We start from the raw sequence: 13,403 nt of genomic DNA, 5'->3' as shown, positions 1-13,403 counted from the left end.
TCGTGGCATCCCGGGCCTTTAGCTCAGCTGGTAGAGCGCCACGTTTACACCGTGGATGTCGTCGGTTCGATCCCGGCAGGGCCCACCATAGAACACGCGCGGGAGTTCCGCGGGTCGTGACGCGTCAGAGCTTCAAGATCGCCAGGGCGACGTCGATGGCTTCCGTGTCGTCGGGAGCGTAGGACGTGTCGCCGTCCGGGCCGTCTTCGCCCCGGTGCATCTCGACGGAGACGCCCGGTACGTAGACAGTTGTGTACCCGACCGTGTCGGGGGAACCGTCGGCCGTCCACCGTGTCGCCACACCCCCGAGAGCGCTCAGTTGCGGATTCGTGAAGTACGTGGACTCGAGGTTGATCATCTTGGCCGCGGCCGCCGATTCCTCTTCCGTGGGCATGGTGTTCTGGGCGACGAGGATGGAGGCGGACGGGCCGCCTTCCGGGGCCGCCCACAGGCACATGATGCCGCTGTCATCGACCGCTTCGCCCACCAGGTCCATGTCGACTGCGAAAGCGGGAATGGCTGCGGTGACCTCGTCGCAGCTGGTCACGCGCGGGAAGGGGACGGTCGCGCCGACCTGATCGTCGACCGCGTCGTCAGCGGGATCTTCCTCGGGCGTCTGGGCACCGATCGCGCTGCACCCGGAAAGGAGCGCAAGACTGAGGAGCGATGCGATGAGGATCTCGGAACGACGACCTTTCATGCCCGACAACCTAGCAAGGCCCGGGAGAGCGGGCGGGTATCGTCACTGAAGAGGCGGGGCGTCGGGCACCGGCGCCGACTGAGGCAGCACCACCTCCGACGCCCGGGGTGCGCGAGGATCTGCGGCGCCGTCGCTTCGCCGCGAGGCGTTCCCGGAGGCGGCCTTGTCGTCGTCGGTCTTGTCCTGCTCGACCTGGATCGGGTGGGCCTGGGCGTAGGCATCCTGTCGGATTCCGGTGACCTGCCATGAGACTTCGATGTTGCCGCGATCGGTGCGGATGTCGAACGAATTCTCAGCGACCTTGCGTGACACGATCGCCTGAGCGAACTCTCCGATCACGGTGAGCTGATAGCGCGGGTCCCGGTTCAAGGCGTCGAAGTAGTCGGGCAGCGCCACGGTCGCGTTGCCGTCGGCGTCGGTGGTGACGATGCCGTTGTACACGTTCATCATGTCGGGCGACTCGACGAACGAGTGCGAGAGCCACTTGTTCTCGGGGTCGAGGGGGTGGTCGATCAAGAACGAGCCGGCGCTTTTGCTCAGTGTGCCGTTCACATGCACGCGCCCTTGCGCGTAGACGGCGTAGCCGTCACCGCTCAGCGTCGTCGCATACAGACCGTAGTTGGTGCCCGAGGTGCCGCGCGCCTGGGCGAACATCCCGTATGAACCACCGGTCCCCCACGCGCCGACGTAGTCGCAATCCACGCGCACGCCGGCGGTTGCGGCGTTGTTGCCGTACAGGCTGTACTCCCCCGCGATCCCGAGAACGGCGATGCCCTGCCCCGATGTGGTCGCCGCTGCGCTGAGACCGGTCGGTCCTTCGGCGCGCACGCCGATCGGACCTCGTCCCAGCACGCCGGAGTCGCTGGTGGAGATGCCGTAGGCGCCGATCGCGCCGGTGAACTGGCCCCCGACGTCGTCGCCCGAGGAGATGACGCCGTACGATTTCGACGTCGCGAACACCCCGTAGGAGTCGCCCTCGCCGGACACCCCGATGTACTTCGAGGTCCCTCGCACGGCGATGCCGCCGGTCGAGGTGGAGTCCACGCCGTTTCCGGTGGTGGCCGTTGCGCGGACGGCGACGCCGTTCTTCGCGCTCGCCTTCACCGCGGTGGAGGAGACACTGGTGCTGGTGGTGGTGCCGGCGAATGCGACCCCCGCGGTCACCACCTCGAGTTTCGCGGCGGGGGTGGCGGTACCGATGCCCACCGACCCGGTCGCGGTGATCCGCAGCCGCTCGCTGGCCGCGGCCTGACCGCTTTGGCGCGTCTTGAAGATGAGCGGTGCGCCCGCATTCGTCGGGCCGAGAAAGTTCGAGCCGTCGGTGGAAACCCCCGTATTGCCGCCGAGCAACCAGGAGGTGGTGCCGGGTGCGGCAGCGGCAGGAGACGCGGCCGCGACCCCGACGACGGTCGCGACCCCCGCAGCGGCGGTGGTGAACAGCAGCCGGCGGGGAACGGCTCCCGCCGTGTCGTCGATGGACGGATCGGGCGTGCGCGACATGGGTGCTCCTTGGTCAGACGATGGACGGGAAGACGCCACGGCAAGCAGCAGGCTCGGAGGGCACGGATGCTGCACGGGGCCCGGCGTACGCCATCGGATCTGACGTGGATCTGGCGCCGAACATAGGGCACCGCAGGATGCCGCACAAGGAACGGATCGAGGTCAGGCCAGGACGTTCACGCTGCGCGCGATGACGAGCGCCAGGAGGATGAACCCCGAGATGGCCTGGGCCATCATGAACAGCTTCGCGCGGGTGCTCAGCGGCATCACGTCCGTGGGGCTGAAGGCCATCGCGTTGGATGCCGAGAAGTACAGGTAATCGACATAGCCGGGCGCCCAGTCTTCGACGTCGGACGAGCGCCGCGCGCGACCTCGCTCACCGCATCGCGGTCGGAGTCCTGCGGGAACTGGAAATCGGCGGCCGGCAGCGCATCGCGCGGGTCGCGACGCCGTGCGATGGGACCTCCCCGATCCATCTCCCAGTACACGACGGCGTAGCCGATGACGTTGATGGCCCACACCTGGGCCGCACCGAGCAGGGTGGCCGCGCCGCTCCCCTCGCCCTGCAGCAACTGATGGACGAGCAGGAACAGTGCCACCTGATTGGCCGCGAGGAGCAGCGCGGTGAAGGCCAGAGCGAAGCCCCTTCCGACACGCGATTCCCGTGTCAACCGCGAAGGGTTGGTGACGACCATCGGGATCGCACAGAGCACGCCCGCCGCGACCACGATGTACCGCAGAACGCCCGAGGCGTCGCTCGGCAGGACCGCGTACAGCCCCGTCCCCACAGCCAGGGCGATGAGAACCGGCCAGCGATGCTCGGGGCGCGTGCGGAACGCTGCGGATTCTCGGTCACTCACGCGCTCAGGGTAGACCCCGCGCCCGGGTCTCCCTGCGATCGCCAGGGGGTGGCATCCGTCTCCCGTCGACGATGTCGTGGAATGGTTCGATGTCGAAGCGTCCTGCATGCGCGAGGCCGGCGCGAGCCCCACGCGCATCCGTCGTCGGTGTTTCTCGCTAGGCTGGACGATGGTTGATTGTGCGGAGCGAACAAGGGTTGCCGCACTCGTATGGCGATTCTCTGGCATGACCTGCCAGACGACGAAAGGTCTTCCGTGACTGTTCACGACCAGGATCCGTATTCGCAAGGGCCGCAGGACAGCGACCCCGAAGAGACCGGGGAGTGGCAGGAATCCCTGCGACAGCTCGTTCAGGCGAAGGGTCCGGCTCGCGCTCGCGAGATCATGCTGAGCCTTCTCAAGGGCTCTAAGGAACTGCACCTCAACGTGCCGATGGTTCCGACCACCGACTACATCAACACCATCTCGCAGCAGAACGAACCGGAGTTCCCCGGCGACGAAGAGCTCGAGCGCCGCTACCGCAAGTGGATCCGCTGGAACGCGGCCGTCACAGTGCACCGCGCCCAGCGCCCCGGCATCGGCGTCGGTGGCCACATCTCGACCTACGCCTCGTCGGCGGCGCTGTACGAGGTCGGCTTCAACCACTTCTTCCGCGGTCTCGACGACCCGTCCGGCGGCGACCAGATCTTCATCCAGGGTCACGCCTCCCCCGGCGCCTATGCCCGCGCCTACCTCGAGGGTCGTCTCACCGAGGCGCAGCTCGACGGCTTCCGTCAGGAGAAGTCGCAGGCGCCGAACGGCATCCCGTCGTACCCCCACCCGCGTCTCATGCCGGAGTTCTGGCAGTTCCCGACGGTGTCGATGGGTCTCGGTCCGATCAACGCCATCTACCAGGCGATGTCGAACAAGTACCTCTCGAACCGCGGCATCAAGGATGTCTCCGACTCGCACGTCTGGGCCTACCTCGGCGACGGCGAGATGGACGAGGTCGAAAGCCGTGGTCAGCTCCAGGTCGCAGCCAACGAGGGCCTCGACAACCTGACCTTCATCGTCAACTGCAACCTCCAGCGCCTCGACGGCCCGGTACGCGGCAACGGCAAGATCATCCAGGAGCTCGAGAGCTTCTTCCGCGGCGCCGGATGGAACGTCATCAAGGTCGTCTGGGGCCGCGAGTGGGACGACCTGCTCGCCCGCGACACCGAGGGCGCGCTTCTCAACCTGATGAACAGCACCCCCGACGGCGACTACCAGACCTATAAGGCCGAGAACGGCGCGTACGTGCGCGAGAACTTCTTCGGCCGTGACCCGCGGGCCCTCGAACTCGTCAAGGACTACACCGACGAGCAGGTCTGGGGCCTCAAGCGCGGTGGGCACGACTACCGCAAGGTCTTCGCGGCGTTCAAGGCGGCCAAGGAGCACAAGGGCCAGCCGACCGTCATCCTCGCCAAGACCATCAAGGGCTACGGTCTCGGTCCCCACTTCGAGGGCCGCAACGCCACGCACCAGATGAAGAAGCTCACGCTGGACGACCTCAAGGCGTTCCGCGACGCGATGGACATCCCCGTCACCGACGCGCAGCTCGACGAGAACCCCTACCAGCCGCCGTACTACAACCCCGGCGAGAACGACGAGACCATCAAATACATGCTCGAGCGCCGTCGTGCGCTCGGCGGCTTCCTCCCGGAGCGTCGCTCGACACACGTGGGCCTCGAGCTTCCGGGCGACTCCGCCTACGCGCTGCCGAAGAAGGGCTCCGGCACCCAGGAGATCGCCACCACCATGGCGTTCGTACGTCTGCTGAAGGACCTCCTGCGGGTCAAGGACTTCGGTCACCGCATCGTGCCGATCATCCCCGACGAGGCGCGCACGTTCGGTATGGACGCGTACTTCCCGACGGCGAAGATCTACAACCCCAAGGGCCAGCACTACACCTCCGTCGACCGCGAGCTGCTGCTGGCGTACAAGGAGAGCCCGCAGGGCCAGATCATCCACGTCGGCATCAACGAGGCGGGCGCCCTCGCGGCGTTCACCGCGGCCGGCACGGCGTACGCGACCCACGGCGAGCCGCTCATCCCGGTCTACGTCTTCTACTCGATGTTCGGCTTCCAGCGCACGGGAGACGCCCAGTGGGCCGCCGGCGACCAGATGGCACGTGGCTTCATCATCGGCGCCACCGCCGGCCGCACGACCCTGACCGGTGAGGGCCTCCAGCACGCCGACGGACACTCGCAGCTGCTGGCATCCACGAACCCGGCGACCGTGTCGTACGACCCGGCCTACGGGTACGAGATCTCGCACATCGTCCGATCGGGCATCGAGCGCATGTACGGCGGCAACCACCCCGACCCCAACGTCATGTACTACATGACGGTCTACAACGAGCCGTACGTGCAGCCGGCCGAGCCCGAGAACGTGGACGTCGACGGTATCGTCCGCGGCATCCACCACATCTCCTCGGGCGAGGGCGACGGTCCCCGCACGCAGCTGCTCGCCTCGGGCGTCGGTGTGCCGTGGGCGTTCGAGGCGCAGCGTCTGCTGAAGGACGACTGGGGTGTCGTCGCCGACGTGTGGTCGGTCACCTCGTGGACGGAGCTGCGTCGCGACGGTCTCGCCGCCGACGAGCACAACTTCCTGCACCCCGAGGAAGAGCCCCGCGTGGCCTACCTCACCGACAAGCTGAAGGAAGCCGAAGGCCCCGTCGTCGCGGTCAGCGACTGGATGCACGCGGTTCAGGACCAGATCCGGCAGTGGGTTCCGCAGAACTACTGGACGCTCGGTGCCGACGGTTTCGGCTTCTCCGACACCCGCGCAGCGGCCCGTCGCTTCTTCAAGATCGATGGACCTTCGCTCGCCGTCCGCGCTCTGCAGGCGCTGGCCGAGGAGGGCAAGGTCGACCGCGCCGTCGTCGGACAGGCGATCGAGAAGTACCGCCTGCACGACGTCAACGCCGGCACCAGCGGCAACGCGGGTGGCGAGGCCTGATCGCGTGAGTGACCCCACGGTCGGGACCGGCTCTCCCCTCGCGGGCGGGGCCGGTCCCGACCGCGTTACTCCCGGTGCTGAAGCGGCTGCGCCCTCCTCCGCCGACCTCGACCGGGTCGCCCGCGACAAGGAAGAGACGCTCGTCTGGCTGCGTCGCATCTCGGGCGACCTCGCGACGGCGACGATCCAGCGTCTGGAAGAGACCCTCCCGTGGTACGCGGGGATGCCGCCGGCTCGGCGGTCCGCCGTCGGCCTCGTGGCGCAGGCGGGCATCACCTCGTTCACGCAGTGGGTCGAGGATCCGGCCCAGACACCGGCGATCGCGTCGGACATCTTCGCGGCCGCCCCCCGGGAGCTGCTGCGCAGCGTGAGCCTGACGCAGACGCTGCAACTGGTCCGCGTCACCGTCGAGGTGATGGAGGAGCGTGTCGCCGGTCGCAGCAAGAGCGTGCGCGAGGCCATGCTCCTGTACTCGCGCGAGGTGGCGTTCGCCGCGGCGGACGTCTACGCGCGCGCAGCGGAAGCCCGCGGCCTCTGGGATGCGCGGCTGGAAGCGCTCGTCGTCGACTCGATCCTGACGGGCGAGGCCGACGAGGAGCTGCCGAGCCGTATCGCCGCACTGGGGTGGCACGGCCACGGCGAGGTCGCTGTGCTCGTCGGGACGACTCCCCCGCAGTTCGACGTCGATCAGGTGCGCCGCACGGCGCGCAAGCTCGGCGTGGACGTGCTGATCGGGGTCCAGGGCTCGCGCCTCGTGCTCGTGCTCGGCCGCGCCGAACTCCCGACACGCGCCGGCGACGACACGACGGAGCTTCCTTTCACCGAGATCGCCAAGCGGCTCGAACCCGGCTTCGGGTCGGGGCACCTCGTGCTCGGACCCGCGGTGGCGGCTCTGGTCGACGCCGGCCAAAGCGCCCGCGCGGCGTTGGCGGGCTTCGCTGTGGCGCGCGCATGGCGCAACGCGCCACGACCGGTCGAGGCGGACGACCTGCTCCCCGAGCGCGCCCTCGCGGGTGATGCCGTGGCGAAGCAGACCCTCGTGGACCGCGTCTACCGTCCGCTGCACGCGCACAGCACCGATCTCGTCGCGACCCTGTGGAGTTATCTCGACAACGGGCGCTCCCTCGAGGCGACGGCCCGAGAGCTCTACGTGCATCCCAACACCGTCCGCTACCGCTTGAAGCGCGTGTCCGAGGTCATCGGATGGGATGCCACGGGCCCCCGCGAAGCCCTTATCCTGCAGACGGCCCTCATCCTCGGATCCATCGGAACCGACGCCACACGCCGACGGGGAATCGCCGGTCGCCGCTCTGCCGCAGCTCGTTGATGCACGGCGCGCACAAAGACACGCCGCATATCTGTGTCGATACCTCCATAAGACCCGGCTCGATCCTTGGCAGGATGGGACGGTGATCATCGCCGTCTTCCCCGGGCAGGGGTCGCAGACTCCCGGGTTCCTCTCCCCCTGGCTCGAACTTGATGGGGCGCGAGAGCGCCTCACCGCCTACTCCGAGCAGGCCGGTGTCGACCTCATCGCCGCCGGGACGCAGGGGGATGCCGACCGCATCCGTGACACGAGTGTCGCTCAGCCCCTGATCGTCGCTGCGAGCCTGCTGTCGTGGGCCGCGCTGAGCGAGCGAGCGGACGCGGCCGTCGCGGGGGTCGCGGGGCACTCCGTCGGCGAGATCTCTGCTCTGGCGGCATCCCGTGTCCTGTCGGAGAGCGACGCGCTTCGTCTCGTCGGCATTCGTGGCCGCGCGATGGCGGAAGCCGCGGCGATCACGGAAACCGGCATGAGCGCCGTGGTCGGCGGTGACGAGTCGGCCGTGCTCGAGCGCCTCGCCGCACTCGGCCTCACCCCGGCCAACTACAACGGCGGCGGCCAGATCGTCGCCGCGGGCGAGCTGCCGGCCCTCGCCGAGCTCGCCGCAGAGGCACCGCGCGGAACGCGGGTCGTTCCGCTGCAGGTGGCCGGCGCCTTCCACACGCGCTTCATGGAGCCCGCCGTCGAGACCCTGCGCGCCGCCGCCGCCGACGTCGCGGTGTCCGACCCGGCCCTGACGCTGTGGACGAACTCTGACGGCTCCGTCGTCGCCGACGGACGCCGGGCGCTCGATCTCGTGGTCGCGCAGGTCGCCTCCCCCGTGCGCTGGGACCGCTGCATGGCGTCGTTCGCCGAGCAGGGCGTCACCGGCATCATCGAACTCTCGCCCGCGGGCGCGTTGACCGGGCTCGCCAAGCGGGCTCTGCGTGGAACGCCGACCGTGGCGGTCAAGACCCCCGACGACCTCGACGCGGCCGTCTCACTGCTGAAGGAAGACCAGGCATGAGCACCCCCACCCTCCGCCAGCTGCAGGGACCGGCCCACACGCGGATCTATGCGTACGGCGCCGCCCGCGGTGAGAACTTCATCCCGAACGACGATCTCGTCGGTCCCATCGACTCCAGCGACGAGTGGATCCGCCAGCGCACGGGCATCGTCACGCGTGTTCGCGCCGACAAGGACACGGATGCCATCGACCTGGCATCCGAGGCCGCTCGCGAGGCCGTCGAGAAGTCGGGCGTGAGCCCCGCCGACATCGACGCGGTGATCGTCGCGACCATCAGCAACCCGAAGCAGACCCCGTCGGCGTCGGCGATCGTGGCGGACCGCATCGGGGCGAACCCGGCCGCGGCCTACGACGTCAACGCCGCATGTGCAGGTTTCGCCTACGGCGTGGGCCAGGCGGACGCCCTCATCCGCGGGGGGCTCGCGAAGCACGTCGTCGTCGTGGGAGCGGAGAAGCTCAGCGACATCGTCGACCCGACCGACCGCAGTATTTCGTTCCTGCTCGGTGACGGCGCGGGGGCCGTGGTCGTCGGCCCCAGCGACACGCCCGGCATCGGCCCCACGATCTGGGGCTCGGACGGGTCGAAGGCGGATGCCGTGGGCATGAACGCCACCCTCACCGAGTTCCGCGACGGGGCGGCCCCGTGGCCGACGCTTCGCCAGGAAGGTCCCACGGTGTTCCGCTGGGCCGTCTGGGAGATGGTCAAGGTCGCGCGTCAGGCGATCGAGGCCGCGGGTATCGAGCCCGGCGACCTCGCGGCCTTCGTCCCCCACCAGGCGAACATGCGCATCATCGACGAGTTCGCCAAGCAGCTCGGACTGCCCGAGACGGTGATCATCGGTCGCGACATCGAGACCACGGGCAACACCTCGGCGGCATCCATCCCCCTCGCCACCCACCGACTGCTCGAGGAGCACCCCGAGCTCAGCGGCGGGCTCGCGCTGCAGATCGGCTTCGGTGCCGGTCTGGTCTTCGGCGCGCAGGTCGTCGTCCTTCCCTGACGCAGCGTCGTCGAACTCTAGACTGATCCAGGCCCACGGGTAACCGCACGGGCCGACCCACGAACAGGAGAAATCATGGCATTCACCAACGACGAGGTTCTCGCAGGCCTGGCCGAGCTCATCACCGACGAGACCGGCATCTCGGCCGACGAGGTCGCCCTCGAGAAGTCGTTCACGGACGACCTCGACATCGACTCCATCTCGATGATGACGATCGTCGTCAACGCCGAGGAGAAGTTCGGCGTCACCATCCCCGACGACGAGGTCAAGAACCTCAAGACCGTCGGCGACGCCGTCACCTTCATCACCTCGAACCAGGCCTGATTCTCCCGGTGGGGGCTTCGGCCCCCACCGGTCAGGCATTCTCGGTCCGGACCCAAGGATTTCGCACCCCATGAGCACACCCCGCATCGTCGTCACCGGCATCGGAGCCACCTCGCCCATCGGCGGGACGGCACCCGAGAGCTGGTCCGCCCTGCTGGCCGGCACCTCCGGCGCGCGCACCCTCGAGCACGAATGGGTCGAGAAGTACCAGCTTCCCGTCACCTTCGCGGCGGAGGCACTCGTGCGCCCCGAGACCGTCCTCGAGCGTCCCGTCGCCAAACGCCTCGACCCCTCCTCGCAGCTCGCGATGGTCGCCGCGAAAGAGGCGTGGGAAGACGCGGGCGCCCCCGAGATCGACCCCGATCGTCTCGGTGTCGACTTCGCCACCGGCATCGGTGGCGTCTGGACCCTGCTCGACGCCTGGGACGTGCTGCGTGAGAAGGGCCCGCGTCGCGTCATGCCGATGACGGTGCCCATGCTCATGCCCAACGCCGCGGCGGGCAACCTCTCCCTCCACTTCAACGCCCGGGCGTTCGCTCGCACCGTGGCGTCCGCCTGTGCCTCGAGCACCGAGTCGATCGTCAACGCCGTGCAGCACATCCGCGACGGCCTCGCCGATGTGGTGATCGCGGGCGGCACCGAATCGGCCATTCACCCCATCACGATCGCCTCGTTCGCGTCGATGCAGGCGCTGTCCAAGCGCAACGACTCCCCGGAGACGGCCTCGCGCCCCGCGAGCATTGACCGCGACGGCTTCGTGATGGGCGAGGGTGCCGGCGTGCTCATCCTCGAGACCGAGGAGCACGCCAAGGCTCGCGGCGCCAAGATCTACGCGTCGATCGTGGGTGGCGGCGTGACCGCCGACTCTTACCACATCACCGCGAACGACCCCGAGGGTCGCGGAGCGGCCCGCGCTGTGCGTATGGCCCTCGAGATGGCCGGTGCCTCGGCCGACGACGTCACGCACATCAACGCGCACGCCACCTCGACGCCGGTCGGCGACCCCAACGAGTACCAGGCGTTGCGCGCGGTGTTCGGGGAGCGCGTCGACGAGATCCCCGTGTCGGCGACGAAGGCTTCGACCGGGCACCTGCTCGGAGGAACGGGCGCCCTCGAGGCGATCTTCACGGTGCTCGCGCTGCAGAACCGCGTCGCGCCGCCCACCATCAACCTCACCGAGCAGGACCCCGAGGTTCCGTTCGCGCTGTCCGGCTCCCCCGTCGAGTTGGGATCGGGCGACCAGCTCGCGATCAGCAACTCGTTCGGTTTCGGCGGGCACAACGCCGTCGTCGCGATCGCCTCGGTCTGATCACGGCCGAACGCCCCCGGCATCCCCCGACTGCTTCGGGGATGGCGGGGGCGTTCGTCTTTCGATCGGGTGAGGGATACGCGGTCCCGATGCCGGGAACGGTCACCGGCCTCCGGTAGTGGCGCCTCCCCTCCCGACGGTCTCACCCGACCTTGTGCAGCCACACGATCTGCTGGTCGTCCCCGGCGTGGCGGAAGGGTTCGAGCTCTTCGTCCCACGCAGACCCCAGAGCGACGTCGAGCTCGCGCTGCAGCTCGAACGCGTCTCCCGCGGCGACTTCCATCGCATAGCGGACGCGGTCCTCGCCGATCACGACGTTGCCGGCTGCGTCGGTCTGGGCATAGTGGATGCCGAGTCCCGGCGTGTGCATCCACCGACCACCATCGCTGCGAGGCGTGGGGTCTTCGCTCACCTCGAAACGCAGGTGCTCCCACCCGCGAATCGCGCTGGCGAGGGCAGCGCCGGTTCCGACTGGTCCCTCCCAGTAGAACTCCGCACGCCGGCTGCCCGTGAGCACCGGCTGGTCGGTCCAGTCGAAGTTCACGGCACGGCCGAGAGCGCGTCCCACCGCCCACTCCAGGTGGGGGCACAACGCGCGGGGCGCGGAGTGGATGAGGATCACTCCGCGCGAAGACGTGGTCGCCATGGTCTCTCCTTCGTCAGGTACGTCTTCCCCTACGACCTGTGATGGAGTCACGGCGATGTTCTGTTGTCTCGGTCATTATCGCCCGGACATAACGAAATCACAACACTGTGATTCGCCCGTGAGAGCGTCAGCCGAACCAGAGCTTCCAGTACAGGGCGAAGTTCCGGTTGCCGTACGACGAGCACGCGTCGCCGGTGCCCCAGGTGGCTGCCAGCGCGGCGACGTTCGGCTGGTACGGCGTGTAGTTGTACAGGGCGGCGGTCGCCTCGTTCTCGATCACCACGTCGGATCCTCCGCAGTCGGGATCCGGTGAGTAGGCGATCCAGTGGGTCCCCGGCTGCCGCATGAAGCCGGAGGCGCTGTACGACTTCAGATCGGCGGCACCCTGGGCGATCTGCGTCGCAAAACCCGACAGCCCCGGGTCGCACGGCGCGTCGTCGGGGCACCGCGCGCCCATCGCGGCGCTGAGAGCCATCTGGTCGGGACCTCGCGCCGTTCGGCCCGAGACGAGGCTCTGCTCCTTCTGGAGCGTGACGAGAAGCACCTTCGCGGAGATCCCGCAGGCCCGCTGCACGCGGTCGATGATCTCGGCCGCACGAAGGTCTCCCCCGTCGTACGCCTCGCAGATGGTCTCGCCGGTGGCATCCGAAACGATCGCATCGCGGCCCGGCAGGGTCGTTCGCAGCACGTTGAGGCAGGTGTCGGTGCGGCACGGCCCGATCTTGTCGTCGAGGAATCGCTGGATCTCGTCGGCGGTCATCGCGTCGCCGTCGTAGAACGTCGCATCGTCGATGAGGCGACCCGGGTCGAAGTCGGAGAGCGAGATGCTCTCGCGGCGCGTCTCCGTGTTCCAGGCCGACGCGAGACCGGCCAGCGGCACGATCGCAGAGACGAGAAGTCCGAGGATCGCGAGGGAGCCCACCGCCACGAGCACACCGACGGTGATACGGCGGCGCCGGAGCACGGCCGCGGTGACGCGCCGCGACGGGCGACGACGCGGTGGTCGTCGGTGACGAGAGGGACGGCGGGCCGGGGGTCGCCGTGTACTCATGCATCGATCGTGCCGCACCGCGCTGACCACACGCTGCACGCGGGGCGCGTGGCGCGGTGGTCGGCGCGGTGCGGTTCTCAGCTGCCCGGGGTGGGCGCGGTGGGTGCGTCGGTCGGCGGGGTGGGCGCCTGGCCGTCGGCGGGCGGAGTGGGTCCACCCTCGGGCGGGGTGGGTGCACCCTCGGGCGGGGTGGGTGCCTGCCCGTCGGCGGGCGGGGTGGCGCCGCCCGGCCCCGGTCCCTTGGCTTCAGGGCCCGTGGCATCCGGTCCCGCGCCGCCCGGGCCGCACGCACCCGGCGTCGGTGCGCCTTCCGGGGCCGCAGGAGCGGTGCCGTCTGCCGGGGCGGTGGGCGTCGTCCCCGGCGTGGGCTGCGTCCCGGGGGTCGGCGCGTCGGTCGTGGCTCCGCTCGGGAGGGGCATGGTCCCCGGCCCGGAGCCGCCGTCGGCGCTCGGAGCCGAGGTCGTCGATGCGGCCGCGAGGGACGGGGACCCGCCCCCCTGTGTCGCGAGCGCGGCGGAACCCCCCGCAAGGCCCACGGCCACGACCACGGCACCAACGATGAGGGCGGGACGCGCCCACCGGGAGCGGACGGGTTCGGGCTGCGCCTCCTGGCGTGGCAGCGGGAGGGTGGGGTTGTCGTCGTCGGTCATGATGATCCTTCCTGGCCGGAGGGTTCTCCGGCGTCGATGTCCAGCCTTCG

12 protein-coding genes and 1 tRNA gene are annotated in these 13,403 nt (G+C 69.2%); 7 read left to right on the top strand and 6 right to left on the bottom strand.

Annotated elements, in window-relative coordinates; genetic code table 11:
• Positions 1-12 precede the first annotated feature (12 nt).
• Positions 13-88: transfer RNA gene (locus tag PIR02_16900), tRNA-Val, on the top strand.
• Positions 89-124: 36 nt separating this feature from the next.
• On the opposite strand, the gene PIR02_16895 is transcribed toward PIR02_16900, so the two are convergent.
• The 3 genes from PIR02_16895 to PIR02_16885 form a co-directional block, all read right to left on the bottom strand.
• Entirely contained in the window at positions 125-700 is a 576-nt protein-coding gene (locus tag PIR02_16895) for a hypothetical protein (GenBank protein ID WZH36418.1), read from the bottom strand.
• Positions 701-742: 42 nt separating this feature from the next.
• Positions 743-2,200 carry a hypothetical protein gene (locus PIR02_16890; GenBank protein ID WZH36417.1) on the bottom strand — a complete coding sequence of 486 codons (1,458 nt, stop codon included), beginning with the start codon at positions 2,198-2,200 and terminating at the stop codon, positions 743-745.
• 266 nt (positions 2,201-2,466) lie between these two features.
• Positions 2,467-3,060: a hypothetical protein gene (locus PIR02_16885; protein WZH36416.1), complete on the bottom strand. Its 594-nt coding sequence runs from the start codon at positions 3,058-3,060 to the stop codon at positions 2,467-2,469.
• Positions 3,061-3,315: 255 nt separating this feature from the next.
• Here PIR02_16885 and aceE point away from each other — a divergent pair, with 255 nt between their 5' ends.
• From aceE to PIR02_16855, 6 genes are all read left to right on the top strand, one after another.
• Positions 3,316-6,042, top strand: coding sequence for a pyruvate dehydrogenase (acetyl-transferring), homodimeric type (gene aceE / locus PIR02_16880; protein WZH36415.1), 2,727 nt, complete (start codon positions 3,316-3,318; stop codon positions 6,040-6,042).
• A gap of 148 nt (positions 6,043-6,190) precedes the next feature.
• Positions 6,191-7,369 (top strand): helix-turn-helix domain-containing protein, encoded by a 1,179-nt coding sequence (locus PIR02_16875; protein WZH39031.1) that lies wholly within the window; start codon positions 6,191-6,193, stop codon positions 7,367-7,369.
• An 82-nt stretch (positions 7,370-7,451) separates the two neighbouring features.
• A complete protein-coding gene (locus PIR02_16870; protein ID WZH36414.1) occupies positions 7,452-8,372 on the top strand; it encodes an ACP S-malonyltransferase in 921 nt (306 codons plus the stop codon).
• On the top strand, positions 8,369-9,373 hold the full coding sequence (locus PIR02_16865; protein ID WZH36413.1) for a ketoacyl-ACP synthase III: 1,005 nt from the start codon (positions 8,369-8,371) through the stop codon (positions 9,371-9,373). Before PIR02_16870 ends, PIR02_16865 begins: the two co-directional genes overlap by 4 nt.
• A gap of 75 nt (positions 9,374-9,448) precedes the next feature.
• Positions 9,449-9,697: an acyl carrier protein gene (locus PIR02_16860; protein WZH36412.1), complete on the top strand. Its 249-nt coding sequence runs from the start codon at positions 9,449-9,451 to the stop codon at positions 9,695-9,697.
• 70 nt (positions 9,698-9,767) lie between these two features.
• On the top strand, positions 9,768-11,006 hold the full coding sequence (locus PIR02_16855) for a beta-ketoacyl-[acyl-carrier-protein] synthase family protein (protein ID WZH36411.1): 1,239 nt from the start codon (positions 9,768-9,770) through the stop codon (positions 11,004-11,006).
• 142 nt (positions 11,007-11,148) lie between these two features.
• Here the strand turns inward: PIR02_16855 and PIR02_16850 are convergent, their stop codons facing one another.
• The 3 genes from PIR02_16850 to PIR02_16840 all read right to left on the bottom strand — a co-directional run bounded on the left by PIR02_16850 (position 11,149) and on the right by PIR02_16840 (position 13,353).
• Positions 11,149-11,652, bottom strand: a complete 504-nt coding sequence (locus PIR02_16850) for a DUF3145 domain-containing protein (protein ID WZH36410.1) — start codon at positions 11,650-11,652, stop codon at positions 11,149-11,151.
• A gap of 127 nt (positions 11,653-11,779) precedes the next feature.
• The gene (locus PIR02_16845; GenBank protein ID WZH36409.1) at positions 11,780-12,703 is read right to left on the bottom strand and encodes a hypothetical protein; all 924 of its coding nucleotides are present in this window, start codon (positions 12,701-12,703) and stop codon (positions 11,780-11,782) included.
• Between the two features lie 77 nt (positions 12,704-12,780).
• Positions 12,781-13,353: a hypothetical protein gene (locus tag PIR02_16840; GenBank protein WZH36408.1), complete on the bottom strand. Its 573-nt coding sequence runs from the start codon at positions 13,351-13,353 to the stop codon at positions 12,781-12,783.
• Positions 13,354-13,403 lie beyond the last annotated feature (50 nt).

Origin of the sequence: Microbacterium enclense (genome assembly GCA_038182865.1) — a bacterium.
Taxonomy (GTDB): Bacteria; Actinomycetota; Actinomycetes; order Actinomycetales; family Microbacteriaceae; genus Microbacterium; species Microbacterium enclense_B.
This window is presented reverse-complemented; position numbering and strand designations above follow the sequence as displayed.

Coding starts and splice junctions, on each gene's coding strand:
- PIR02_16845 (WZH36409.1), bottom strand. CDS start 12,703: ATGAGTACACGGCGACCCCCGGCCCGCCGTCCCTCTCGTCACCGACGA.
- PIR02_16895 (WZH36418.1), bottom strand. CDS start 700: ATGAAAGGTCGTCGTTCCGAGATCCTCATCGCATCGCTCCTCAGTCTT.
- PIR02_16840 (WZH36408.1), bottom strand. CDS start 13,353: ATGACCGACGACGACAACCCCACCCTCCCGCTGCCACGCCAGGAGGCG.
- PIR02_16850 (WZH36410.1), bottom strand. CDS start 11,652: ATGGCGACCACGTCTTCGCGCGGAGTGATCCTCATCCACTCCGCGCCC.
- PIR02_16860 (WZH36412.1), top strand. CDS start 9,449: ATGGCATTCACCAACGACGAGGTTCTCGCAGGCCTGGCCGAGCTCATC.
- PIR02_16890 (WZH36417.1), bottom strand. CDS start 2,200: ATGTCGCGCACGCCCGATCCGTCCATCGACGACACGGCGGGAGCCGTT.
- PIR02_16855 (WZH36411.1), top strand. CDS start 9,768: ATGAGCACACCCCGCATCGTCGTCACCGGCATCGGAGCCACCTCGCCC.
- PIR02_16865 (WZH36413.1), top strand. CDS start 8,369: ATGAGCACCCCCACCCTCCGCCAGCTGCAGGGACCGGCCCACACGCGG.